The organism is Myxococcus sp. CA051A (assembly GCF_013336705.1).
Classification (GTDB): Bacteria; Myxococcota; Myxococcia; order Myxococcales; family Myxococcaceae; genus Myxococcus; species Myxococcus llanfairpwllgwyngyllgogerychwyrndrobwllllantysiliogogogochensis.
The window spans coordinates 21906-44930 of record NZ_JABUMS010000033.1; the positions used below are offsets into that span (position 1 = coordinate 21906).

A 23025-nucleotide genomic window follows, 5' to 3' on the forward strand; every position below is an offset into this window, starting at 1 on the left:
ACGGCGTGGGCACCCGCCCCGGGAGCACGGGACGGGCGCCTTCGCGCGATTCAATCAATCAGAGGTGGTAGTGGCCGGCGGCCTCGGGCTGGTAGGGCACGGCGACGATGCGCAGTCGCTTGGTGCGCCCGCTCGGCAGCGGCCAGGCAATGGACTGCCCCACGGACAGGCCGATGAGGGCGCTGCCGATGGGGGCCAGCACGGAGATGCGACCCTCGTCGCTCTTCGCGTCCCTCGGGTAGACGAGCGTGACCTGCCGCTGCTCGCCGGTCTGCTCATCCTCGAACAGCACGGTGCTGTTCATCGTCACGACGCTGGGAGGAACCGTCTCCGAGGACACCACCTGGGCCCGGGACAGCTCCGAATCAAGCATCTCCACGAGCTCGGCCGTACGGCCCCCTCCATGGTGGTCGATGACCTGGCGCAGACGCTCCAGGTCGGTCTCAGTCACGATGAGGGACTGCTCGCTGGTCATGTCGATGGCTCCCGTGAAAAGTAAAGAATGAGGATAGGGTCAACACCGCGCCAACGGCTGGGCGAAATATCTATTCCCGGCGAGCCCGGAGAGCCATGCGGGGCCTCAGCCGTCGTCGTCCGGGAGCTTCAGGACCCACCACTCGATTCCCTGGGCGCCGTCGTCCGCGAGGAAGTAGACCTGGGGCCCCGCGCGCGTGAAGAAGTAGGGGAGCGCGCCGAGCGGTCCGGGTACCAGCTCCTGTCGTAACCGCGTCCCCGACTCCATGCCGTGGGTCTCCCAGAGCTCCGCGCCATTGACGCCATCGTCCGCATGGAAGAGGGCCGTCGTGCCCACGCCTGTCATCCAGCGGGGCTCCGAGTGGGCCGGGCCCGGGTGGATGTCCTTCACGAGGAAGGCGCTGCCGGGCGTGCCGTCGGTGCGCCACAGCTCGATGCCGTGGGTGCCGTCATCGGCGCTGAAGAGGACGCTTGAGACCAGCGCGCCGAACCACAGGGGATAGGAGCCCTCCGGGCCGGGGTAGACGTCGAAGGCCAGGGTGGTGCCGCTCTCGGTGCCGTCGCTGAGCCAGGGCTCGCGACCCGCCAGGGGGTCCGCCGCAGCGAAGAAGACGCGGTCTCCCGCGACGGTGAAGGTGTCCGCGAATGAACCGCTCGGGCCCGGCCAGATGTCGCGCAGGAGCCGGGTGCCGCTCTCGGTGCCATCACTGACCCAGGGCTCCTCGCCGTGTTCGCCATCGTTGGCGGCGAAGATGAGCCGCGAGCCGAGGGCGGTGAGGGTGTTGGGGAATGAGCCGGTGGGGCCTGGCAGGAGGTCTTTCACCAGATGTGTCCCGGCCTCGGTGCCGTCGCTGATGCCGAGTTCCCATCCGGCGTCAGGGAAGTTCGCGAGGAAGAAGATTCGCGAGCCCACGACGGTGAGGTAGCGCGGCGAGCCGTCCTCGGCGCCAGGGGCCAGGTCCTTGACGAGCGTGGTGCCCGAGGGGGTTCCGTCCGTGCGCCACAGCTCCTCGCCGTGGTTCGCGTCGCGCGCGTTGAAGTACGCGATGCCGTCCAGCACGACCGGGGTTCCGTCGCCCTGGCTGCCCCCCGAGCCGGGTCGGATATCCTTCACCAGCACCGTGCCCTCGGTGGTGCCGTCCGTGCGCCACAGCTCCCGGCCGTGGACGCCATTGTCGGCGAAGAAGAGGACCCATGGGCCGACGACGAAGAAGTCGGAGGGCTCGGAGGATAGAGGGCCCGGGCGCAGGTCCTTGATGAGCACGGTGCCCGCCGGGGTTCCGTCCGTGCGCCATAGCTCCTGGCCGATGCTGCCGTCGTCCGCGTCGAAGTAGAGCGTGTTGCCTCGTGCCGTCCACGCGCGGGTGTTGGCGCTGCCTGGGCCCGGGAAGATGTCCTGGATGAGGCGCGCGGGCGAGGGGCTCGAGTGCAGCGTGTCCTCGTCGTCGCCCGTCCACAGCAGGTGCTTCGCGGCGACTCGGAAGTCGTAGCCCACGTCCCGTGCCCACAGCTCGGCGCCGGTGCCGCGCTCGTTCGCGGTGAAGAACACCCTACGGCCGCTGACCGTGAAGTCGCGCGCGGCGGATGAGAACGCACCGGGGGACAGGTCCTCCAGTCGAGAGGTTCCGCGTCCGGAGCCATTGCTGCTCCAGGGCTCGTGGCCCTTCCCGGGCTCGCGCGCGGAGAAGTACAGCCGTCCCCTTGCTTCACGGAGGAAGGCGAGGGCGGAGCCCTGGGGGCCGGGCACGAGGTCCTTGACGAGCACGGTGCCGTCGGGTGTGCCGTCGCTGCGCCACAACTCGTCACCGTGCTGGGGAGACCAGGCGGAGAAGTAGAGGCGCCCGTCCATCGCGGTGAGTTCGCGGGGGTTGGAGCTGGTGGAGCCCGCGGCGATGTCGCGCACGGGGAAGGTTCCGAGCACGGAGCCATCGCTGCGCCACAGTTCGTCGCCATGGTCGGGGAAGCTGGTGACGAAGAAGAAGAGGTTGCCCGCGGCGCGAGCGCGCAAGGGCCCTTCGAGCGTGGGGAACGGGAGGTCCATGAGCCTCACCGTGCCATTCGGGTTGCCGTTGCTCGTCCAGAGCGCGAGCGCGGGGAGTTCACCGGGAAGGTCGTCGTCGTCCTCGTAGCTGACGAAGAAGAAGAGTCGGCCGTCCACCTGGGTGAGCGCCCTGGGGCGGACGATGACGCCAGGTGGGGCGTCGACTTCCTTCACGGCGACGGTGCCGCTGGTCGTGCCGTCGCTGCGCCAGAGGACCCGGTCGACGAAGAAGTAGAGCCGGCCTTGAGCTGCGACGAGTTGGGAAGGGAAGGCGCCGGATGGACCTTCCGCGATGTCCTTCACCAGCGCGGTGCCTCCCTCGGTGCCATCCGTCCGCCACAGCTCGACGCCGGACTGGCCGTCATGGGCGAAGAAGAAGAGGTGCTCGCCGAGCTGGACGAGGCTCTCGGGATGGGAGCCCAGGGGGCCTGGACGCAAGTCCACGACGAGGCGGGTGTTCGAACTCCGTCCTTCACTGCGCCACAGCTCCTCGCCGTGCTCGCCGTCATGGGCGACGAAGTAGAGCGTGTCTCCCACGGCGGTGAACTCACGCGGCTCCGAGCCGAGGGGCCCAGCGCGGAGGTCCTTGACGAGGAAGGTGCCTCGGTCCGAGCCATCGCTCTTGAAGAGTTCGGTGCCTCGGGAGCGGTCGGTGGCGACGAAGTAGAGGGTGCCGTTGACGTCGGTCAGTTCATGCGGGCCGGAGCTGAGGCGGCCTCCCGCGATGTCGTCCACGGGGTAGGGGGAGTCCAGCACGTCCGGGGTGCCCCCCAGCTTTCCCATCGACAGGGTGTCCGCATCTCCTCCGCCACAGCAGAGCGCGGAGACCAGCAACGTGAGGAGCAGTGACAAAGGCAGGAGCGGCAACGCCATGAGGGACACCGTTCTTCGCGCGACATTTCTCGCGCGAGTGGGCGCCAAAGGTGGCTTGCTCCCGCCTCGTGAAAACCCACCCTGCAGGGACGGGGAATTGAGCGCCCGGGCACATCGCCACGGTCGGTCCGAGGCGACTCATCGGCCGAAGCCGCGTCGAGAAGTGCGCCACGGTGGATGGAACAGTGTCAGCCTGGGGACCACTGTCTGGTCCGGAGGGCCAACATGTTCACGTTCATCGACGGCCTGTCGTCCTTCCTGACGCCGTTCGTTCCTTGTGACTCCGGCTCCTGGCGCTGCGTGAATGGGCCTCGGGAGTGCTGGAGGGCCACCCGTTCCAGCTCTCCGTCAGACATCGAAAGATGCCGACTGAACTGCGTCCCATGGCAGAGGACGTGGCCAACGCGCTGGCCGCTCACGCCATGTCCGCGACAGCACTCGCGCGGAAGCTGGACCGGTCCATCGTCGCGCTCTGGGGCTGCCCGCTCGAACGGCTCGACCAACGCGTCACCGTGGCCGAGCTTGTCGCCGAGGGACTTCAGCTCCAGACGTTCGAGCCCTGACGCTCAGAACGGACTGTCCGCGCCGCGTGTCGGCAACACCGACACGCCGCCGGACAGATACGCGTCGATGGACTTCGCCGCCTCGCGGCCATCGGACAGGGCCCAGACGATGAGGCTCGCGCCCCGGCTGGCATCCCCCGCGCTGTAGACGCCATCCGCCGAGGTCGCGAAGCGCTTGTCCACCTGCACCGTGCCGCGAGGCGAGAGCGCCACGCCCAGGTCGTCCACCAGTCCCGTCGTCTCCGGACCGGTGAAGCCCATCGCCAGGATCAGCAGGTCCACCTCGAGCGTCGTCTCGGAGTCGGGAACCTCCACCAGCCTCGGGCCGCCGCCGACCGCGCGCTGCACCTCCACCTTCACGGCGTGCAGGGCCTCCAGCTTCCCGTCCGTGCCGACCAGTCGCTTCGTCTGCATCGCGAAGCCGCGCTCGCCGCCTTCCTCCTGGCTCGACGACGTGCGGAAGACCACCGGCCACCGGGGCCACGGGTTGTCCAGCGCGCGCACGGAGGGAGGCGAGGGGAACAGCTCGATTTGCTGCACGCTCTTCGCGCCCTGCCGCAGCGCCGTGCCCAGGCAGTCCGAGCCCGTGTCACCACCTCCAAGGATGACCACGCGCTTGCCCGCAGCGTTCAGTCGCTCCTGCTGTTCACCGTGCCCATCCACGAGCCGGTTCTGGTGCTCCAGGTACTCCATGGCCTGCACCACGCCGCTCAGCTCGCGCCCGGGCACCTCCAGCTCACGCGCCCGTCGCGCGCCCATTGCGAGCAAGAGCGCGTCATGTCGCCCGCGCAGTTCACGGAAGCTCACCGAGCCGCCCACGTCCACGCCGGTGCGGAACACCACGCCCTCCGCCTCCATCAGCGCGAGGCGACGGTCCACCACGGACTTCTCCAGCTTGAAGTCCGGAATCCCGTAGCGCAGCAGCCCTCCGGCCTTCGGGTCGCGCTCGTACACGGTGACGCTGTGCCCGGCCGCATTGAGCTGCGCCGCCGCCGCGAGCCCCGCGGGTCCCGAGCCCACCACGCCGACAGTTCGTCCCGTGCGCCGGGTGGGAGGCCGGGGCTTCACCCAGCCCTCCGTGAAGGCGCGCTCGGCGATCTCCTTCTCCATCTGCTCGATGGTCACCGCGTCGCGGTCGATGGCCAGCACGCACGCCGCCTCGCACGGCGCGGGGCACAGCCGGCCCGTCATCTCCGGGAAGCCGTTGGTGCGGGTGAGGATGTCGTACGCCTCGCGCCAGCGGCCCCGGTACACGGCCTCGTTGAAGTCCGGGATGAGGTTCCCGAGCGGACAGCCCTGGTGACAGAAGGGGACGCCACAGTCCATGCAGCGCCCTGCTTGTCGCTTGGCTTCCTCGGGAGCCAGCGGCAGCGCGAACTCCCGATAGTCGCCCAGCCGCTCCTGCTTCTCGCGCTTGTGCGGGTGGACGCGGGCCCACTCCATGAATCCGGTCGGCTTGCCCATGGTTCAGCCCCTCCCGCCGACGACGTGTTGGAGCTGCGCCCCCACCGAGGTCTCCGGTGGCTTCTTCGCCGCGCGTCGCGCCTGCAACACGCGCTTGTAGTCCGTCGGCATCACCTTCACGAACCGGGGCACCATCAACTCCCAGTTGTCGAGCACCCGCCGCGCCAGCGCGCTGTGCGTATGCCGCAGGTGTCGCTCGACCATGCCGTGCACGAGCCAGATCTCCGACTCGTCCACCAGCGACTCCAGCTCCACCATTTCTAGGTTGCACCGCTGTCGGAACGTCGACTCCTTGTCCAACACGTACGCGGTACCGCCGCTCATGCCCGCCGCGAAGTTGCGGCCCGTGGGGCCCAGCACCACCACCACGCCGCCCGTCATGTACTCGCAGCCGTGGTCGCCCACGCCTTCCACCACCGCCTGCGCGCCGCTGTTGCGCACCGCGAAGCGCTCACCCGCGAGTCCTCGCAGGTACACCTCGCCCGCCGTGGCGCCGTAGAGGGCCGTGTTGCCCACCAGCACGTTCTCCTCCGCCACGAAGCGGCTGGACTGGTGCGGGTAGACGATGATGCGTCCGCCCGAGAGGCCCTTGCCCACGTAGTCGTTGGCGTCTCCCTCCAGCTCCAGCGTGACGCCGGAGACCAGGAACGCGCCGAAGCTCTGACCCGCCGAGCCCTTCATCCGCACGTGCAGCCGCCCGTCCGGGAGCCCTCGCGCCCCATACTTCTTGGCGATCTCCCCGGACAGCATGGCGCCCACCGCGCGATGCGTGTTGCTCACCGGCCGCGTCAACAGCATGGCGGGCCCACCGTCGATCACCGCCTTCGCGTCGCGAAGCAGCTCGTGGTCCAGGTGGTCCGACACATCCTTGGAGCGGGGCACCGTGCAGTGACGGGGCTCGCTCTCCGGAGCGGCGGGCGCGGCCAGCAGCGCGGAGAGGTCCACGCGTCGCGCCTTCCAGTGGTCCACCGCCGCGCGCTGGCGCAGCAGGTCCACCCGGCCCACCAGCTCCTCCATGGTCCGAGCCCCCAGCGCCGCCATCTTGCGCCGCAGGTCCTCCGCGATGAGCAGGAAGAAGTTCACCACGTCCTCGGGCTTGCCCTGGAAGCGCTCTCGCAGCGCTCCGTCCTGCGTGGCGATGCCGGCCGAGCACGTGTTGAGGTGGCACTTGCGCAGCATGATGCAGCCCACGGCCACGAGGCTCGCGGTGGCCATGCCGAACTCCTCGGCGCCCAGCAGCGCGGCCACCAGCACGTCGCGCGCGGTGCGCAGGCCGCCGTCCGCCTGCACGCGGATGCGCGAGCGCAGCCCGTTGTGCACCAGCACCTGCTGCGTCTCCGCGAGGCCCAGCTCCCACGGCAGGCCCGCGTGGTGGATGCTCGAAATCGGCGAGGCGCCGGTGCCGCCCTCGTATCCGGAGATGACGACGCAGCCCGCGCCCGCCTTCGCCACGCCCGCGGCGATGGTGCCCACGCCCACCTCGCTCACCAGCTTCACGCTCACCCGTGCCTTCGGGTTGGTGGACTGGAGGTCGTAGATGAGCTGCGCCAGGTCCTCGATGGAATAGATGTCGTGGTGCGGGGGAGGGGAGATGAGCGTCACGCCCGGCGTGGACCAGCGGACCTTGGCGATGCGCTCGTCCACCTTGTGGCCCGGAAGCTGTCCGCCCTCGCCGGGCTTGGCGCCCTGGGCGACCTTGATCTGCAGCTCGTCCGCGTTGACCAGGTACTCGGTGGTGACACCGAAGCGCGCGCTCGCCACCTGCTTGATGGCGCTGCGGCGCAGGTCGCCATGTTCGTCCGGCAGGTAGCGCCGGGACTCCTCGCCGCCCTCGCCGCTGTTGGACCTGCCACCCAGCCGGTTCATCGCGATGGCCAGCGTCTCGTGGGCCTCCGCGCTGATGGAGCCGAAGGACATGGCGCCCGTGACGAAGCGACGCGCCAGCGACAGGGCCGGCTCTACTTCTTCCAGGGGGACGGGACGACAACCCTCGGTCACGACCTCCAGGAGACCGCGCAGGTTACAGTGCTCGTGCGTCTCGTCGTCCGCCAGCCGCGAGTACTCCGCGAACTGCGCCGCGTCGATGCCGCGCACCGCCGCCTGGAGCTTGGCGATTGTCGCCGGATTCCACTTGTGTCGCTCGCCCTGTCGGCGCCAGCGGTACTGGCCGCCCACGGGGACCTGGCCCTCCGCTGTCTCGAAGCCGCGCGCGTGGCGCTCCGCGACCTCTCGTCCCAGCTCGGGCAGACCCACGCCTTCCACTCGGGAGGGCGTACCGGTGAAGTGGCGTTCAATCAGGCCGCGCTGAAGTCCCACCGCTTCGAACAACTGAGAGCCTCGGTAGGACTGGAGCGTGGAGATGCCCATCTTGGACATCACCTTCATCAGTCCTTCCTCCACGGCGTGGATGAAGCGCTCCTGCGCCTTCTCCGCGTCCACCCCCAGCTCGCCCCCGTCCGCCATCGCCCGCACCGTGTCCAGCGCCAGGTACGGATTCACCGCCGCCGCGCCGTAGCTGAAGAGGCAGGCGAAGTGATGCACCTCGCGCGCCTCCGCCGTCTCCAAGAGGAGGCCCGTGTACATGCGGATGCCGTCACGGACCAGGCGCTGGTGCACCGCGGACATGGCCAGCAGGGCGGGGATGGCCGCGTGCGTGACGTCCACGCCCCGGTCGCTCAGGAGCAGGATGCTCGCGCCCGCGTCCACCGCGTCGACCGCCGCCGCGCACAGCTTCTCCACCGCCGCTTCCAGCGCGCCCTCTCCGCCGTCCAGGGGATAGAGCAGCGACAGGCGCTTCGTCTCGAACAGGCCCTCGCCGTGGATGGAGGCCAGCCGCGCGAGCTGCCCGTTGGTGAGGATGGGGCCGGGCAGCGAGAGCCGGTGGCACTGCTCGGGCGTCTCCTCGAAGGTGTTGCTCTCCGGGCCCAGCGCCGTCGCCAGCGTCATCACCAGCGACTCGCGCAGCGGGTCGATGGGCGGGTTCGTCACCTGCGCGAAGAGCTGGTGGAAGTACGAGAAGAGGCTGGGGGCCTGGTCGCTGAGCACCGCCAGCGGCGTGTCCGTGCCCATGGAGCCCACCGGCTCCTTGCCCGTCTCCGCCATGGGGGTGATGACCGAGCGGATGTCCTCCACCGTGTAGCCGAACGCGCCCTGGAGCCGCGTCAGTTCGTCGCCGCGCAGCCGCTCCGGCGCGGCGATGGTGGGCAGGTCGTCGAAGGTGAAGACGTTGCGTTGGAGCCAGCGACGGTAGGGCCAGCGCGTGCTGATGTCGCGCTTCACCTCCTCGTCCTCCAGGATGCGGCCCTCGGTGGTGTCCACCAGCAACATGCGGCCCGGCGTCAGGCGCCCCTTGCGGCGGACCTGCGAGGGAGGCACGTCGATGACGCCCGTCTCCGAGGCGAGGATGATGCGGTCATCCTCCGTGACGAGGTAGCGCGCCGGCCGCAGCCCGTTGCGGTCCAACGTCGCGCCGATGAGCTGCCCGTCCGTGAAGGCGATGGCCGCGGGCCCGTCCCACGGCTCCAAGAGCGCGGAGGAGTACTCGTAGAACGCGCGCTTCTCGTCCGACATCAGCGCGTCGCCCTCCCACGCCTCCGGAATCATCATCATCATCGCGTGGGGCAGGGTGCGGCCGCCCAGGTAGAGCAGCTCCACCATGTTGTCGAACTGCGCGGAGTCGCTCTTGCCCGGGACGATGATGGGCCACAGCGGCTCCAGGCTCCCGCCCAGCCGCGCCGTCTGGAGCAGTCCGCGTCGCGCCGTCATCCAGTTGCGATTGCCACGCAGGGTGTTGATTTCGCCGTTGTGCGCGATGAAGCGGAACGGCTGCGCCAGCTCCCACGTGGGGAACGTGTTGGTGGAGAAGCGCGAGTGCACCAGCCCCAGCGCGCTGACGAACTCCGTGTGCTGGAGGTCCGGGTAGAAGCGCGGCAGGTCTGCGGGAAGCAGCAGCCCCTTGTAGACGAGCGTCTCCGAGGAGAGGCTGGCCAGATGGAAGCGGCCCATCGGGTCCACGCCGCGCGCCAGCACGCGGTTCTCCGTCAGCTTGCGGATGCGGTACAGCTTGCGCTCGAACGCGCTGGGCACCACGCGGCGCCGGGCGATGAAGAGCTGGCGGATGACGGGCGCGGCCTCGCGAGCCACCGGCCCCAGGTGCTCCGGCGCCACCGGGACGTCGCGCCAGCCGAGCACGCGCTGCCCCTCCTCGGCGACGACCTCCTCCAGCACCGCCTCGCACGCGGCCCGGGCTTCGACCTCCTGCGGCAGGAACACCTGCGCCACGCCGTACTGTCGACGCGGAGGCAGCTCGAAGCCCAGCTCCGGCGCCTCATGCTCGAAGAAGCGGTGCGGCAACTGGACGAGGATGCCGGCGCCGTCTCCCGTTCGAGGATCCTTCCCCGCGGCCGCCCGGTGACTCAGGCGGTTGAGCAGCTCCAGGGCGTCCTCGACAATGCCTCGAGAGCGCTCACCTCGCAGGTGAGCCACGAAGCCCACTCCGCAGGCATCGTGTTCGGTCTCGGGCTCGTAGAGGCCGTACCGGCCGGGGAGGATCGCGGTCATCAACTTCCCCTTTCCCGCCTGACGCGGGAGGTCATCGCTGTGTCGCTACACGCTAACGCGACGCGTCGACTCCCGTAAAGAAGCCACGAGCGAGAGGCCGGTGGTTGGGCAGTGGGCCAAGGGGCCATGCCGGCCACCCCCAAGACGGAGGCCCTCGTCAATGGGTGGGCAGTCGATTGCCCTCGGGGGAGGGGCGGCCTCGTCACGCCGTGGGAGGGACCCACCGTGGTGGGTGGACCGGGGGCGCCCGGGATTCGCTATGAAGCGGCGCGTCCGCGCGAGCTCTTCTCGCACGGCGTCATGAGGACCGCGCCATGCCCTACACCCCCATCATCGGCACCCTGGGCTACGTGATGTCGCCGGACGGGCAACGGGTGCTGCTGATCCACCGCAACGCCAGGCCCGACGACGCGCACCTGGGCAAGTACAACGGGCTCGGCGGGAAGATGGAGCGCGACGAGGACGTGGGCGCGTGCATGCGCCGCGAGATTCGCGAAGAGGCGGGCATCGAGTGCACGCGCATGGTCCTTCGCGGCACGCTGTCCTGGCCCGGCTTCGGCAAGCACGGTGAGGACTGGCTCGGCTTCGTCTTCCGCATCGACGCCTTCGAGGGCACGCCGCTGGAGCGCAACGCGGAGGGCACGCTGTCCTGGGTGCCCCTCGACGAGCTTCCTCGCCTGCCCATGTGGGACGGAGACCGGCACTTCCTGCCGCTCGTGTTCGACGAGGACCCTCGGCCGTTTCACGGCGTCATGCCGTATTCCGGGGGACGCGCGTTGAGCTGGAGTTTCACGCGGCTGTGAGACGCACCCTGTCTGGGTTTGCCACGCGCGGGGTGCGTGTATTGGCCACTGTGATGAAACAAATACGTCCAAGTCGAGCTTGCGCGTTGACGAGCCCTGGCTCGCGGGCGTAGTTCTATGGATTCTGAAGATGAGAATGGTTCTCAATTTCAATATTCCCTCCATGGAGGGCGTCCCGCCGGCCGAGCGGAGCGTGTCGTCCGGGCAGCTGTTCCGCCTGGGCGAGACGTTGGAAGGCGAAGGCGTCTGGGCCCGGTGGGGCTGGGCGCTCGTCATGGCGGTGGTGGTTCACGTGGGGGTGTTGGGGGTGGGAATGGCGCTGCCCGCGCCCGCCCAGGTGGCGCCCGTGGCGGAGGAGCCGGAGTTGGTGTTCCTCTCCTTCGCGCCCCCTCCGCCCGCATCGGGAGGCTCTCCGCGTCCCGCTTCGGTCGAGCGTGCGTCGCGGCAGGCCCGCCCTCGCGCGCCGCGTCCGGGGGTGGTGCCTCGGGCCGTGGTGCCGCAGCAGAGGCCCGAGGTCGTCGAGCCCACGCCGCCCGAGGAGGCTCCGGCCGTTGAAGAGGCGGAGACGAGCGCGCCCGAGGCCACCGCGGAGGCTCGTCCCGAAGACACGTCGAAGCCGAGCGTGGTGGGGGGCGTCGCGGGTGGGGTGGCTGGCGGCACGCAGGGCGGCATCGTCGGCGCTCCGGGGGGGACGGGCGAGGCGGTGGGGTTGGGGCAGGTGCTGCGACCTCCGTCCGTCTTGAAGCAGCTCACGCCGGAGTACCCCCGTCGGGCTCGCGTCGATGGCGTCCAGGGGCTCGTCCTGGTGCGCATCATCGTCGGCACGGACGGTGAGGTTGAGACCGAGCACACGCGGGTCATCCGCTCCATTCCCATGCTCGATTCGGCGGCCATCGCGGCCGTCAATCGGTGGCGCTTCACGCCGGCCATCGGACGCCAGGGCAAGCCCGTGCGCGTCATCCTCGAGCTTCCCGTCCAGTTCTCCTTGAATTGAAGCAGGTCATGGCCCTCCCGCTCCGCAAGCCGCTGTTCTGGATTCATCTTGTCGTCGGTGTCGTCGTTGGCATCGTCGTCGCCATCATGTCGGTGACGGGGGTGGCCATCGCGTTCGAGTCCCAGGTGCTCGAGTGGGCGGAGGCCGAGGCTCGCGCCGTGCCGGCTCCCGAGGCGGAGGTCCGGCGGCTGCCCATCGAGGCGCTGGTGGCGAAGGTTCGCGAGGCGAAGCCCGAGGCCCAGGTGTCGGGTGTCACGGTGTATCCGTCCGCGACGGCGGCCGCGCAGGTGGCCCTGGGGCGCGCTGGCGTCGTGTTCGTCAATCCGTACACGGGCGAGGTGCGGGAGGGTGGGGCGAAGGGTTGGCGGGACTTCTTCCATGTGATGGAGGACTGGCACCGGTGGCTCGCGACGGGCGGCGACAATCGCGCCATCGGCAAGGCGATCACCGGCGCGTCCAACGCGGGCTTCCTGTTCCTGGCGTTGTCGGGGCTCTACCTGTGGTGGCCGCGCAAGTGGACGCTGAAGACGGTGCGCCCGGTGCTCTGGTTCAAGCGGGGATTGAAGGGCAAGCCTCGCGACTTCAACTGGCACAACGTCATCGGGCTCTGGTCGATGCCGGTGCTGGTGGTGCTCACGGCGTCCGGCATGGTCATCTCGTACAAGTGGGCGTCGGACTTCGTCTACTCGGTGACGGGCAACCCGGCGCCAGCGACGCAGGGGCCTCCGGGGTCGGCGGGCGTGAAGGTGACACCGCCGGAGGGTGGAGCGCCGCGCAAGGAACTGGGTGCGCTCCTCGCGACGGTCCAGGAGCAGGTTCCCGCCTGGTCGAGCATCACGTATCGGCTGCCGTCGCCGCCCCGAGGGGCGGGTGGGCAGGACAAGCCGTCCGCTCCCCCAGGGCAGGCACCGTCCGCGCCGCCACGGGCAGGGCAGGGTGAGCCTGGCGCTCGCGCCGAGGCTCCGGTCGTGGCGGGTGAGCGTCGCGCTGAGTCCCCCGTCACCAACAGTGAGCGTCGAACAGAGACACCAGCCGGTGAGGGTGCGCCTCGCGCCGAGCCGCGAGGTGGCGCGCCCGTCGCGGAAGGTGAGCGCCGTGTTGAGGCACCGGCCGCTGAGGGCGAGCGTCGCGCCGAGTCGCGGGGTGGCGCGCCCGTCGCGGAAGGTGAGCGCCGAGCCGAAGGCAAGTCGCGCGGTGAGTCGCGCGGCCCGAAGGGTGACAGCGACGGCAAGGTCGACGCCGTCACCTTCAACGTGAAGGAACAGGATGGATGGCCGCTGTTCGCCTCCACGCAGTTCTCGGTGGACCCGTTCTCGGGCGTCATCGCGAAACGTGAGGGCTTCGCGGACTTCAACAGCGGACGCAAGCTGAGGACCTGGCTGCGCTTCCTCCACACTGGCGAGGCGCTCGGGTGGGTGGGCCAGCTCACTGCCGCGATGGCCTCGCTCGGTGGTGTCTTCCTCGTGTGGACCGGCTTCGCCCTGTCGTGGCGACGCTTCTTCCCGAAGCGAAACCCGCGCACTTCGACGCCCGTGCCGGCGTCGTCCGAGCCCACGCCCGTGAGCTCGCCGGAGACCCCCGCCTAGGACACCTCGAAACGGGCGGGCGAGGTTCCCGCGACGCCTTCGGGCGCCCTTTGGTTGATTCTGAAAATCGCAGTCATTCTCAATTTAACTGGAACGGCCCCTCGATGGGCCTGGGAGTGGGGAGAGTCATGTCGTTCATCAAGTCACGCAGCCCTGGAATCCGGACGAGCGCGGGTCACACGGGAGGAATTCGTTCCGCGCTGAGGCCGTGGGGTCCCGCGATGGGGCTCGCATCGGCGCTGGCGGCCGGTGGGGCGGTGGCGCAGGAGCAGGAAGCACAGCAGGTGCCGGTGGCGGCGGAGGCCCCGGTGGAGGCCGCGCCCGTGGAGCCCCAGGCCACGACGCCCGTGCCGGAAACCCAGGGCACCGAGGGTCACTTCACGCTGCCCACCGTGCAGGTGCAGGGCGACGCGGAGGGCTATCAGGTCAAGGAGAGCTCTCTGCCCCGCATCCAGCGCGCGCTCGTGAATACGCCGCAGTCCGTGACGGTGGTGCCGGAGGAGGTGCTCGAGGAGCAGCAGGCGACCACGGTGCGGGACGCGCTGCGCAACGTCTCCGGCATCACCATGAGCGCCGGCGAAGGGGGACGTCAGGGTGACGCCTTCATCCTGCGTGGTTTCTCCGCGCAGAACGACGTGTCTCGCGACGGCGCGCGAGACTTGGGCTGGTTCACCCGCGACACGTTCAACCTGGAGGGCGTGGAGGCGTACTTCGGTCCGTCCTCGGTGCTCTTCGGCCGTGGCTCCACGGGCGGCGCCATCAACCTGGTGACGAAGAAGCCCAAGCGCACGTCCTTCCAGGAGGTCGCGCTGAGCGGCGGCACCGCGCCGTCGGGCCGCGTCGAGGCGGACCTCAACGAGGCGGTGTCGGAGAACTTCCAGGCGCGCCTCAACCTCATGGGCCAGCTGGCCTCCACGGCGGGCCGCGATGTCGTCCAGGACAACCGGCTGGGCCTGGCGCCCTCGCTGCGCTTCAAGGTGGCGGAGCAGACCACGCTGGAGCTCGACTACCTCTTCCAGCGCGAGGACGGCCTTCCCGACTACGGCGTGCCCTACTTCAACGGCAAGCCCGTCACGGAGACGCTGGATGTCCCACGCGGGAACTTCTACGGCGTGAAGGCGGACACCGAGCGCGTCGATGCCCACGTCGCCACGGCGCGCCTCACCCAGGGACTGGGCGAGCAGTTCCAGTTCACCAACACGCTGCGCTTCGGTCGCGTGGACCGCTTCGCCAGCCCCACCGCGCCGCGCGGCCTCACCCCCGCGGGCGCGCCGACCACCATCGGCCGGCAGCGCTTCCAGACGGAGACGGACAACTCCGTCGTCTCCAACCAGGCCACCGTGGGCGGCGAAGTGGAGACGGGCTTCATCAAACACACCGCGAACGCGGGCGTGGAGCTGTCGTGGGAGAAGCGCGGCCAGTCCCGCGACAACCTCAACGCCGTGGGCCTGCCCAGCGGGCCCAACATCCCGGCGGACCTGTTCGAGCCGGACGCGGAGCCGGACCTGTCCGCGGTGTCGCCGGTGTTCTCCGGCTCCAACGTGAGCATCCAGCGGACGCTCGGCCTCTTCGCCGCGGACCAGGTGCAGGTGGGTCAGTACCTGGAGCTGGTGGGCTCGCTGCGCTGGGACGTCTTCAACACCGACTACTCCACCACGGGCAACACCGGCGCCAAGAGCCGGCTGCGCAAGAGCGACCACCTCTTCAACTGGCGTGCGGGCGTCGTCCTGCACCCGGCGGAGAAGGTGAGCGTCTACGGCATGTACGGCACGTCCTCCAGCCCCTCCGCGGAGCTGGGCTCGGTGTCCGCGGACACCGTGAGCCTGGACCCGGAGAAGAACGCCATCCTGGAGGCGGGCGCCAAGGCGGACCTGCTCGACGGCCGGCTCGGGCTGACGGGCGCGGTGTTCCGAATCACGAAGACGGACGCGCGCGTGCCCAACACGGACCCGGAGGGGCCGCCGCAGGTGCTCGAGGGTGAGCAGCGCGTGCAGGGCTTCAACGTGGGCATCGCCGGCACCATCGTCGAGCGCTGGAAGGTGCTCGCCAACTACACGCTGATGGACTCCGCCATCGTGGAGCACACGAACGCGTTCCTCGTGGGCCAGCGGCTGCCCAACACGCCGCGCCACAGCATCTCCCTGTGGACGACGTACTCGCCGCTGAAGGACTTCACCGTGGGCGGCGGCGCCGTCTACCAGGACGTGACGAGCGTCAGCAATCCCGCAGCGCCCACCACGGCGACCAGTTACGTGCCGAACTTCTGGCGCTTCGATGCGTTCGCCAGCTACGCGTTCGGCAAGGCGCAGGTCCAGCTCAACGTCTACAACCTCACCGACACGCTGTATTACGACCAGTACTACGGCGGCCACGCGGTGCCCGCCGATGGCGTGTCCGCGCTGCTGACGGCGCGTTACCGCTTCTAACCAAGAGGGTCGCGGTCATGATGTTGCACATTCCCAATGTCCTGACCGCGCCCGAGGTGGCCCGCTGCCGCGCGGTGATGGAGCAGGCGGACTGGACGGACGGCAAAGTCACGGCCGGCCACCAGTCCGCCCAGGTGAAGAAGAACCTCCAGCTCCCCGAAGGCGGCGCCGCCGCGCGGGAGCTGGGGGAACTCGTCCTGGCGGGGCTGGAGCGCAGTCCGCTCTTCATCTCCGCCGTGCTTCCGCAGCGCGTGTTTCCCCCGCTGTTCAACCGCTACGACACGAGCATGTCCTTCGGCTCGCACGTGGACGGCGCCATCCGCCCTGTTCCGGGGACGGGGCAGCGCGTGCGCACCGATGTGTCCGCGACGCTCGTCCTCTCCGAGCCGGACAGCTATGACGGTGGAGAGCTGGTGGTGGAAGACACGTACGGCCACCACGCGGTGAAGCTGCCCGCGGGGGACCTCATCATCTACCCGTCGACGAGCCTGCACCACGTCACCCCGGTGACGAGGGGGGCGCGGCTCGCTTCGTTCTTCTGGGTGCAGAGCATGGTGCGCGACGTGTCCCGGCGCGCCCTGCTGTTCGATATGGACACCGCCATCATGCAGCTCCACCAGGAGGTGCCCAAGAGCCCCTCACTGGTCATGCTGACGGGCGTGTACCACAACCTGCTCCGCCAGTGGGCGGAGCCCTGAGTCACCTCAGGTCCGGTCCTTGCGGACCACGACCTTGCGACCGCGGATGGTCGCCGCCTTCAGCGCGGCGATGACGCGGTTGGCATCCGGCTCGGGGACTTCCACGAGCGAGAAGCCGTCGGCGATCTGAATGGCGCCGATGCGCGACGAGTCCAGGCCCGCTTCACCGGCGATGGCGCCCACCAGGTCGGCGGGACGCATGCCCGCCACACGGCCCGCGCCAATCCACAGCCGGGTGGTGTCCCAGGACGGAGGGCCCGCCGGGCGCTTCGGGCCGCCTCGCTCCGAGCGGACGGGGCGCCCGCCCGGTCCCGACGAGGGGCCGCTGGACCGAGCCGGCCGCTCCGTCGCCGGCGAGACCGCGGGAATCTCTTCCTCTTCCTTCGCGCGGCCTTCGTCCTGCGAGTCCTGGAGCAGCTTCACGGCCGCCGCGGCGATGTCGAGCGGCTCGAACTCGCCGGCCAGGTCCTCCACGATGCTCCGCAGCGACTCCAGTCCGCCGGCCACCAGCGTCTCGCGCAGCGTGGCGCGCATCAGCTCCTGGCGACGGGCCCGGAGGTCCGCCACGGTGGGGATGGTGGACACGGTGATTCGCTGACCGGTGACCTTCTCGATGTTGCGCAGCAGCCGGCTCTCGCGGGCCTCGACGAGGGTGATGGCCACGCCCTCGCGACCCGCGCGGCCCGTGCGGCCGATGCGGTGCACGTACGCCTCCGGGGCGTTGGGCACGTCGAAGTTCACCACGTGGGACAGGCGGGGGATGTCCAGGCCGCGCGCCGCGACGTCCGTGGCGACGAGCAGGTCCGTGCCGTGCGACTTCAGCTGCTTGATGACGCGATCTCGCTGCTCCTGCGTCATGCCGCCGTGGAGCGCGTGCGCGCGCCAGCCCCGGCCGTTGAGGGAGACGGTGAGGTCGTCCACCTCCGTGCGGGTGCGGCAGAAGATGATGGCGGCGGTGGGGGATTCCACGTCGAGCAGCCGGCCCAGCGCGGCGATCTTGAACGAGCGCGGGACGACGTACGCGGTCTGCCGGATGCGGGGCAGCTCACCCGGCTCCACCTTCTCCTTGGCGATGCGCACGCGCACCGGCTGGTGGAGGTGGCGCTCGGCGATGCTGGCGATGCGCGGGGGCAGGGTGGCGGAGAAGAGGGCGGTCTGCCGGTTCTCGGGCGTCCCGGAGAGGATGGCCTCCAGGTCGTCGGCGAAGCCCATGTCGAGCATCTCGTCGGCTTCGTCGAGTACGACGGTGCGGACGTTCTCGAGCTGGAGGGTGCCTCGGCGCAGGTGGTCCAGGGCGCGGCCGGGGGTGGCGACGACGACATCCACGCCGCGCTTGAGCACGCGCAGCTGCTGGCCGATGACCTGGCCGCCGTAGAGCGGCAGGACGGTGGCGCCCAGCTTCTGGCCGTAGCGGTGGATGGCCTCGGACACCTGCATGGCCAGCTCGCGCGTGGGGACGAGCACCAGGGCGGAGGTGTTGTGGGGGCCCGCCTCACCCGGGTTCAGGTGGTGGAGGAGGGGGAGGGCGAAGGCCGCCGTCTTGCCAGTGCCGGTGGCGGCGATACCGAGCAGGTCCTTCCCTGCGAGCAGCGGGGGGAGGGCGGCCTGCTGAATGGGCGTGGGCTCCTCGTATCCGAGGGCACTGAGCGCCTCCACGAGCTGGGGCTTGAGGCCCAGGGATTCGAAGGAGGCGACGGGGGGCGAAGACGGCGGTGCGGAAGTCACGCCGGGGCTTGTACCACCGGCTTCCTCCCTCGTGGCTTTAAGAATCGCCCTTCTGTCCCACATCTATCGCGTCCCTGGTGGGCGCTGGTGGGTGGACGGCCTGAGAGTCGACAGCCTCAGCGGGGGCTTCAGCCCTGCTCGGGGACCCCCAGCCCGGTGACTTCCTGAAGCCCTGTCGGGGTGGCGTGGAAGACGGCGAAGGCGTCCGCCCCCTGCTCCACGCTGGCGAGACAGCACACCTGGGAGACTCGGCCGGAGGCGTGGGCGAGGGTGCCCCGGTAGCGCTTGTGCAGATGTCCACAGAGGACGAGCGAGGGTTGGAGTGCTTCGGCCACGAGCCGCGCGTAGTCATTGCCCACGGCCTCGGCGCTGGGGCTTCGACGCTGGTGCGCGAAGTCCTCGCGGTCCTCGGTGGCGATGATTCCGGAGGGCCAGTCATGCACGAGGAGGACATCCGCCCGTTCGAGTCCCAGGGCGCGGTCGATGTCCTCTTCGTTGAAGCAGGTGAAGTCCTTGAGGGACACGCTGCCGAGCAGGGACAGGGGCGGATGCGGCTTCTGGAAGCCCCGTTCGTCATGAATGCCGGAGACGCCGACGACGCGCAGCCCCCTGGGTTCGACGACGCCCACGCGGCCCACGTACCGGCAATTGGTGGCGATCAGCGCGCCCTCGGGGGCCGCGTCCAGGTGGCCGTGCGGCTCGTGGTTGCCGCCGATGAAGTAGACGGGCCAGGGGAAGCGGCGGCGATTCTGGTGGTAGTCCCCGAAGTCGCCCAGGTGCTTGTAGCGCGCGGGGGCGGCCATGGTCGCCAGGTCCGCGTCGTCGCGGTGGGGCTCGAAGTCTCCGACCTGGAGCACGAAGGCCAGCTCCCGGTGCGCGTTCTTCGTCCAGGACTGGAGGAAGGACACCATCCGGTTCATCCGCCCGTGCACGTCGCCCACGGCTGCGAAGTAGAAGTCGTCGGGACGGGGGGCCATGGTCGCCTCTCAGCATGACGCGTCCTGGCGTCGGGTGGCGCAGCGACGGGGGCGGGCACAGGGGGCTGACCGGGACAGAGAGTAGTTGTCCGGGCTTCGCAACTTCCCTGGGAGTGTGGAGATAATCCATACAAAGCAGTCGCGGCTGAGTTGCCCCTCGGGCCTGGCCGCAATCCAAACCCCCGGAGATCTCCCCATGACGCGCATTTCCTCCAGTGGAGGCACGCCCACCCGTGCCTCGCAAAGTGACACGTCGGTCGCCGCGGCCCAGCCGAAGCCGGAAGTCCGCAAGCCCGCGGTGACGTCGCAGGACAGCTTCTCCCGCCCGACGCAGAAGGGCGTGGAGCGTGCCGCGGTGGCCATCAACCCGGATGAGTTCGTTCCGGGGCCCACGCGTCGCGATGTCTACAACGACCTCGACGTTCAGAAGATCCGCTCGCAGTCGAACAGCCTCCGGAGCTTCAGCGAGGGTGAAGCCCAGCCCCGCACGCGCGAGGACGCGCTGGCCAACGCGGACCGCCTGCTGGGTGGCGCGAACTTCCTGAAGCTGAGCGAGACCGCGCAGGGCGCCAACATCACCCGCGACGCCAAGGACGTGAACGACGCGGCGGACACGGACCCGGCGTCGCCGCGCCATCAGGCGGCCGTGGCCGAGGTGGAGGCCAACGCGGCCCTGGAGCAGGAGGCGCTGGAGAACCTCTCTCCCGAGGAGCGCCAGCAGTATGAGGAGGTGCGCGATGGGCTGATGGCGGTGGAGCCCGCGGGCGACCCGGTGGCGACGCTCGCGCTCCAGAAGCTGCTCTTGGAGGGCAAGCTGCCGGGTGAAGAGGCGCTGGGCGGCGAAGGAGATCTGCTGGACCAGCTCCACACGCTGCAGACGCAGGAGCTGGGCGAGGGGATTGATCGCGGCGCGCTGCTGTCGGACGTGGTGCAGGAGCTGGCGACGCCCGAGTCCGTCAACCAACGCAACAAGGGCACCTGCGCGGCCACCGCGGCGACCATCCAGCTCCTCATGGAGAACCCGGCGGAGTACGTGCGCCTCGTCGCGGGACTGGCGAGCAGCTCCGGCGAGGTGACGCTGGCGGACGGCGAGACGGTGATGAAGCGCGAGGCGCTGGGGGCCGAGGCGAAGGGCGGGGAGGACGTCCGCTCGGAGAGCCAGGAGCTGCTTGCGCCGGCGTTCATGGAAGTGGCGAACGGCGACAAGGACTACCAGGACAAGACGGACGCCCACTACGAAGACGGGAAGAAGACGCACAGCGGCCTGTACGCGGACGAGTTTGATCGGCTCGCGGAGGCGGTGTTCGACCGGAAGGTCGACACGGTGAAGGGGATTGGCGGGGCCGAAGAGGAAGCGGCGGCGTGGGAGCTCATCCAGGAGCGCACGGCCGCTGGAGAGTCGGTGGCGGTGGGAATGACGTGGGGTTCAGGAGGCCACCAGGTGGTGGTGACGGGCACGGGCGTGGACCCGAAGACCGGCGAGGAGTACGTCGAGTACACCAACCCCTGGGGCCGCACCGAGCGCATGCCGAAGGACGAGTTCCTCAGCCGGCTCAACAGCATGCACACCCGCCCCGAGGAGAAGGGGAAGGAGCTGGACCGCGACCCGAGGCATCCGGACGCGCCCGATCGCATCGCGCGGACCGGGTAGTCGGGCCGGGGCCGGCGTGGCTCAGCCGACGAGCGAGGGCCAGTTCCGGCCGACCCAGGCGCGCTGTTCGACTTCGTCGCGCCAGCTCCGGTCCTCGCGGTCGATTCTGCGCGACGTGGCGAAGAGCCCGTTCAGGGCCGTGAGCAGGCGCTCGGCGAAGGGCGCGTCCTCCACGATGAGGAGCGCCTCGCTCTCCCAGTAGGCGGCGGTGACGTCCAGATTGGCGCTGCCGATGGCGACGGCGCTGGTGTCGCAGACCATCAGCTTGGCGTGGACGTGGGGGAAGAGCTGCTCCAGCTCCGGCTCCCACTCCGGCATGGCGGGCAGCGCCCATTCGTAGGCGATGCCGCCCGCCTCGATGACCGCGTCCAGTCGACTGCGGACGTAGCGGTCCGCCACCTCGCGCAGCGCGCCACCCGGGAAGTACGTCCGCGCGGAGCCGTAGTGCGGTCGGACGCTGCCGAACAGCACCTCCACGCGGACGCCCCGGCGCACGGCGGCGATGAGCGCGTTCTGGAGTTCGAGCAGCAGCGGGAAGGTGTTCACCAGCACGAGCCGTGAGCGCGCGTGGCGGATGAGCGCGAGCTGTGTGTCGAGCGTGTGGGTGTCCCTGAGTCCTTCATGCAGGACGACCCGGGCCGCCATCGTCCCCACGGATTGCGTGGGTGGGAAGGCGTAGGGCTCGCCGCCCGCGCGGGTCCACTCGGACAGGAACGCGCCCTCGAGGACGCTGACCAGGGGCCCTTCCAGTCGCGCGCCACAGTCGAGCCAGGGAATGTCGCGGTAGTGCGAGGTTCGTCGCAGGCCCACTTCATCGAAGCCCGTGTAGTAGGGCGCGCCGAGATTCCGGCCCGAGACGAAGGCGCGCTCGGAGTCGATGACGGTCAGCTTGCGGTGGTTGCGTTGCTTGAGCTCGGAGAGGCTGGGCACGCCGACCAAGGGCGCGATGGCGCGCACCTCGACGTGGGGTGTCTCGGACAGCGTCACGAGGGCGGGGTTGAGGGCGCCGAAGGAGTCGTGGCCGCTGTAGAGCGCGTCCGCGAGGAAGCGCACGTGGACACCGCGTGAGGCGGCTCGCTTCAGTGCGTCCGTGATGCGGGCGGTGACGGCGTCGTCCTCGACGATGTAGCACTGCCAATGGATGGTGCTTCGGGCCGAGTCGATGGCCGAGAGCAGGGACTCGCGAGCCAGTCCGTTGTCGAGCTCGAAGTCGATGTGGTGGCCCTCCAGGAGGGGACTGCAGCCCGCCAGTGCCAGCTCCCGGGACCAGGTGTTTGGTGCGTCGGGGATGGGGAGGGGGTCCAGGGAGGTTGCCCGGGGCAGCGCCAGACACTCCGCGGGGCTCAGCGTGCGCAGGTACGGATGGACTGGCTTGTGCGCGTCGCGAGTGACGACGGCGGAGATGGCGACGCCCGCTGCGGCGAGACGGGTGGCCACGCGCAGCAGGCGCTGTCCGTCGACCTGTTGGGGCACATCGTCCGCGCGAGCGTCGTCGAGCCATGCGCTGGCATCGAGCAGCAGGGGCCAGGGGGTGTCGGGCAGCAGCTCGCGGAGATGTTCGCGCTGTTCGTCGAGGGAGTCGGTGTCGCGCAACCTGACGAAGACGAGGTGGTGACGGTCCATCGCCAGGGCGCGCACCGCTTCGAGCGCGTCCTCGTCGAGCTGGCTGTCCACGAGGAACAGGGGTTTTTCGGGCCCGAGCACGTAGCAAGGGGAGAGGTTCCTGGGGGCGGAGGCGCCGGAGAAGGAGAACGCGAGCGGGTGGAGTCCTCGAACGTGGTCGAACCAGGACGCGGTGAGCGCCGCGGTGCCGCCTTCGTGTCGAGTGGTTCCCAGGGTGGCTCCGCCCTCGAACACGGACAGCGGGCCCGCTTCGGGGACGGAGATGCTCGACATGAAGCCGACGCGCTCGACGGAGAAGCGGGGCGCCAATCCGGGGACGGCCACGGAGTCGGAGACGGCGTAATGGTCCTCGAACAACACGGACGCCGTCTGCGTGCGAGGCAGGAGCAGCGTGGGGACGCGAGCCTCCTGGAGGGCCCTGGCACCCAACATCCCAAGCACTAAACCGAAGTTCGTGATTCGCGATCAGCCTGAGGAGCAAGCGGGCGCGGAGCGGGCGGGCGCGGAGCGGGCGGGAAGAGGGAGCAGGGGCACCTCTCGTTCGGCTCTGTGTGCGCAGAAAACCTG

At 69.8% G+C, this 23025-nt stretch carries 14 protein-coding genes; 7 read left to right on the top strand and 7 right to left on the bottom strand.

From position 1 onward, the window contains the following. Positions 1-58: 58 nt before the first annotated feature. Positions 59-475 carry a nucleoside diphosphate kinase regulator gene (gene rnk, locus HUA74_RS43435; RefSeq protein ID WP_141646227.1) on the bottom strand — a complete coding sequence of 139 codons (417 nt, stop codon included), beginning with the start codon at positions 473-475 and terminating at the stop codon, positions 59-61. A 105-nt stretch (positions 476-580) separates the two neighbouring features. After that, complete coding sequence (locus tag HUA74_RS43440) at positions 581-3388, bottom strand: ELWxxDGT repeat protein (RefSeq protein WP_174459285.1); 2808 nt, start codon at positions 3386-3388, stop codon at positions 581-583. 383 nt (positions 3389-3771) lie between these two features. Between HUA74_RS43440 and HUA74_RS43445 the strand changes: the two genes are divergently transcribed. Continuing rightward, entirely contained in the window at positions 3772-3951 is a 180-nt protein-coding gene (locus tag HUA74_RS43445) for a hypothetical protein (RefSeq protein WP_174459286.1), read from the top strand. Between the two features lie 3 nt (positions 3952-3954). Here the strand turns inward: HUA74_RS43445 and HUA74_RS43450 are convergent, their stop codons facing one another. Then, the gene (locus HUA74_RS43450) at positions 3955-5415 is read right to left on the bottom strand and encodes a glutamate synthase subunit beta (RefSeq protein WP_174459287.1); all 1461 of its coding nucleotides are present in this window, start codon (positions 5413-5415) and stop codon (positions 3955-3957) included. A 3-nt stretch (positions 5416-5418) separates the two neighbouring features. After that, complete coding sequence (gene gltB / locus HUA74_RS43455; RefSeq protein WP_174459288.1) at positions 5419-9975, bottom strand: glutamate synthase large subunit; 4557 nt, start codon at positions 9973-9975, stop codon at positions 5419-5421. Positions 9976-10289: 314 nt separating this feature from the next. On the opposite strand from gltB, the gene HUA74_RS43460 reads away from it, so the two are divergent. From HUA74_RS43460 to HUA74_RS43480, 5 genes are all read left to right on the top strand, one after another. Beyond that, positions 10290-10778, top strand: coding sequence for an 8-oxo-dGTP diphosphatase (locus HUA74_RS43460; protein ID WP_141646222.1), 489 nt, complete (start codon positions 10290-10292; stop codon positions 10776-10778). Between the two features lie 136 nt (positions 10779-10914). Beyond that, complete coding sequence (locus HUA74_RS43465; RefSeq protein WP_254625523.1) at positions 10915-11772, top strand: energy transducer TonB; 858 nt, start codon at positions 10915-10917, stop codon at positions 11770-11772. A gap of 8 nt (positions 11773-11780) precedes the next feature. Next, a complete protein-coding gene (locus tag HUA74_RS43470) occupies positions 11781-13358 on the top strand; it encodes a PepSY domain-containing protein (RefSeq protein ID WP_174459289.1) in 1578 nt (525 codons plus the stop codon). 221 nt (positions 13359-13579) lie between these two features. Then, positions 13580-15784: a TonB-dependent siderophore receptor gene (locus HUA74_RS43475; RefSeq protein ID WP_254625524.1), complete on the top strand. Its 2205-nt coding sequence runs from the start codon at positions 13580-13582 to the stop codon at positions 15782-15784. 17 nt (positions 15785-15801) lie between these two features. Further along, positions 15802-16482: a Fe2+-dependent dioxygenase gene (locus HUA74_RS43480; protein WP_174459291.1), complete on the top strand. Its 681-nt coding sequence runs from the start codon at positions 15802-15804 to the stop codon at positions 16480-16482. A 6-nt stretch (positions 16483-16488) separates the two neighbouring features. Here HUA74_RS43480 and HUA74_RS43485 read toward each other — a convergent pair whose 3' ends face one another. Both HUA74_RS43485 and HUA74_RS43490 read right to left on the bottom strand, forming a co-directional pair. Then, positions 16489-18207: a DEAD/DEAH box helicase gene (locus HUA74_RS43485; RefSeq protein ID WP_174459292.1), complete on the bottom strand. Its 1719-nt coding sequence runs from the start codon at positions 18205-18207 to the stop codon at positions 16489-16491. 128 nt (positions 18208-18335) lie between these two features. Next, positions 18336-19184, bottom strand: a complete 849-nt coding sequence (locus HUA74_RS43490; protein WP_174459293.1) for a metallophosphoesterase — start codon at positions 19182-19184, stop codon at positions 18336-18338. A gap of 196 nt (positions 19185-19380) precedes the next feature. Here HUA74_RS43490 and HUA74_RS43495 point away from each other — a divergent pair, with 196 nt between their 5' ends. After that, positions 19381-20835 carry a hypothetical protein gene (locus HUA74_RS43495; protein ID WP_174459294.1) on the top strand — a complete coding sequence of 485 codons (1455 nt, stop codon included), beginning with the start codon at positions 19381-19383 and terminating at the stop codon, positions 20833-20835. A 21-nt stretch (positions 20836-20856) separates the two neighbouring features. Here HUA74_RS43495 and HUA74_RS43500 read toward each other — a convergent pair whose 3' ends face one another. Then, a complete protein-coding gene (locus HUA74_RS43500) occupies positions 20857-22890 on the bottom strand; it encodes a phosphatidylserine/phosphatidylglycerophosphate/cardiolipin synthase family protein (protein WP_174459295.1) in 2034 nt (677 codons plus the stop codon). Between the last annotated feature and the right edge of the window lie 135 nt (positions 22891-23025).